2 protein-coding genes and 1 pseudogene are annotated in these 2,432 nt (G+C 70.1%); 1 reads left to right on the top strand and 2 read right to left on the bottom strand.

The window, feature by feature from the left end:
* Positions 1 to 41: 41 nt before the first annotated feature.
* Positions 42 to 527, bottom strand: coding sequence for an NADPH-dependent FMN reductase (locus H0X00_RS23435; protein WP_293775242.1), 486 nt, complete (start codon positions 525 to 527; stop codon positions 42 to 44).
* A gap of 88 nt (positions 528 to 615) precedes the next feature.
* Here H0X00_RS23435 and soxR point away from each other — a divergent pair, with 88 nt between their 5' ends.
* The gene (gene soxR, locus H0X00_RS23440) at positions 616 to 1,104 is read left to right on the top strand and encodes a redox-sensitive transcriptional activator SoxR (protein ID WP_293775244.1); all 489 of its coding nucleotides are present in this window, start codon (positions 616 to 618) and stop codon (positions 1,102 to 1,104) included.
* Positions 1,105 to 1,409: 305 nt separating this feature from the next.
* Here soxR and H0X00_RS24060 read toward each other — a convergent pair.
* Positions 1,410 to 1,565: pseudogene (locus tag H0X00_RS24060) on the bottom strand (response regulator); the annotation flags it as partial.
* Positions 1,566 to 2,432 lie beyond the last annotated feature (867 nt).

A 2,432-nucleotide genomic window follows, 5' to 3' on the forward strand; every position in this document is an offset into this window, starting at 1 on the left:
GCGTAGGGCAGGGCGGTCCGCCCGGCGCGCAGCGCGCCGGCCTACCAGGCGAGCTGGTCCAGCAGCCGGTGCGCCGCCTCGCCCGCCTGGGGGTCCTTGGGTTGGCCGTCGCCGTCGAAGGCCTCCCAGGCCATCGCGAAGCTGACGGTCTCCCGGATCGTCACCGCGTGCAGCTCGGCGAAGACCCCACGCAGCGGCTCGACGGCGCGCAGCCCGCCGGAGATCCCGCCGTGGCTGACGAAGCCGACCGGCTTGGCGAACCACTCGCCGCGCACGCTGTCGATCGCGGTCTTGAGCGGTCCCGGGAACGAGTGGTTGTACTCCGGGGTCACCACCACGACCGCATCCGCGCGGCCGATCGCCGCGGTGAACTCCGCACCAGGGCCCGGGGTGTCGACGAGGTCGACGACCTCGACCACGAGATCGGGGCGGGTGCGGGCCAGGTCGGTGAACCAGGCTGCGACGGTCGGAGAGAAGCGGCCCTCGCGGGTGCTGCCCACGATGACGGCGAGGCGGTAAGGGTCCACGGACTGCTCCTTGCTCGGCGGGTACTGACTCAACCGTAGAACCTGAACTAAGGTTGAGATCAAGCGGATACGCCACAGGGAGGCAGTCGTGCCCGGGACCCGGAACGAGATCGCGCTGGAACTCACGGTGGGCCAGCTCGCCGAGCGGTCCGGCGTCACCGTCTCTGCCCTGCACTTCTACGAGCGCCAGGGCCTGATCACCAGCCGGCGCACCTCGGGAAACCAGCGCCGTTATGCCCGCAGCGCGCTGCGCACGGTGGCGTTGATCCGGGTCGCGCAGCGGGCCGGCATCCCGCTGGCGGAGGTCGGTGAGGTGCTGGCGGCGCTGCCCGACCGCCGGGTACCCAACCGGCGGGACTGGGAGCGGCTCTCCCGTCGCTGGCAGGCCGACCTGGACCGGCGCATCGCCGAACTGCTGGACCTGCGCGACAAGTTCGGCGATTGCATCGGCTGTGGCTGCCTGTCCATCGACCTCTGCCGGCTGGTCAACCCCTGGGACGAACTCGGGGTGCGCGGCCCGGGCCCGCGCCGCCTGATCGACGGCGAGGCGTGCGCCGATGAACGAGATGACGGGTAGTCAGGAAAGGTTCGCTCACAGCGTGACTCGAAAGGTGGAGCTGGTGTCCGCCGCGAGGCCGGGAAACCCTGAACAAGATCACGTACACCGTGCAATGGCAGGCCCGAGGTGCACGCAGGTCAGTTCGAAGATCTGTGTGGTGGAGGCGTGGGCGCGGCGGGCGCCGTCGAGGTCGTCGGGTGTGGCTGTGGGGGTTCGGCCGAGGTCCTCGGCTGCCTGGGCGAATCGGGGGGCGCGGCGGCCACCGGCGGTGGCAGCGGACTACGGGGTGGGACGCCCTCGAGGGTCTTGGCGATGATGCTGTCGAGGTCGGCGACGCGTAGCGGCTTCGTGAGGTAGTCGTCCATGCCCGCGGCCAGGCACCGTTCGCGGTCGCCGGCGAGGGTGTTCGCGGTCATGGCGATGATCGGGGTGCGGGGGCCGTGCGCCTCGGCGCGGCGGATCGCGGCGTAACCGTCCAACCGGGTCGTACGCACCGCCGCAGGTGACCAGATTCAGCGTCGACGGGCCGGTGTCGACCCGCTCAGCCGGGAACTTCGCATTCGGGTAGGTCGCCACGTTGGTCACCGCATAAGAGACCTCGGAGTGGTCGGACATCGTCACGGTGACCTCGTCGCCGGCGCGCAGTGGTGACGGTACCGGTGAGGGACATCGCGGAGGCCTGGTTGTAGACGCCGGGCTTGAGGGTGCACACCTTGGGCGCGATGCGCGCGAGGTCTTTGACCAGGTGCTGCCGGACGCGTGCCGAGCGGAGGAATTCCGCATAAGGGCCCAACTAGAAATATGGTCCGAGGCGGAAATTTGAAATCGCAGGGATTCTTGACGACCCTTGGCCCTCGGAGTACTCAAATATGTCCCTCTATTGGGCACCGCAGATGGTCCTTTTCGGTCACCACTCGGCGGTCCATCACGACAACAAATACGGCTTGTGGCGCTTAACCAGTCGTAGGCCAGGGCGGTCCGGCCGGCGCACACGAACGCGGCCCCAGGGCGCGACCTCCGGTGCGCCCGACCGGCCGTGGAGCGAAGGTCCGGCGCGACGGCCCGGACGCCCCTCAGACGACCCAGTACCAGGCCCCACTCCTCAAGGGTGCGGGTGACCCCGTGCCCGAACACGGCGTCGGGGACGCTGGCGCCGTGGTCGCGGAGGGCGAGCTCGACCCGTTGTGCGCGGTGCGGACGCCAGGCGCGAGACGGTAGCGACCGGTCAGACCTTCGCGGCTTTCGCCGACGCCGCGCGGCGCCGCTTGAATTGCGCCACTTCCTTGCGGCGGGCCACCTCGCGGCCGACGTCGCGCTTGAGCGTCCGCGCGACCCCGGCCCGGTAG

Origin of the sequence: Sporichthya sp. (genome assembly GCF_013815995.1) — a bacterium.
Lineage (GTDB): Bacteria > Actinomycetota > Actinomycetes > Sporichthyales > Sporichthyaceae > Sporichthya.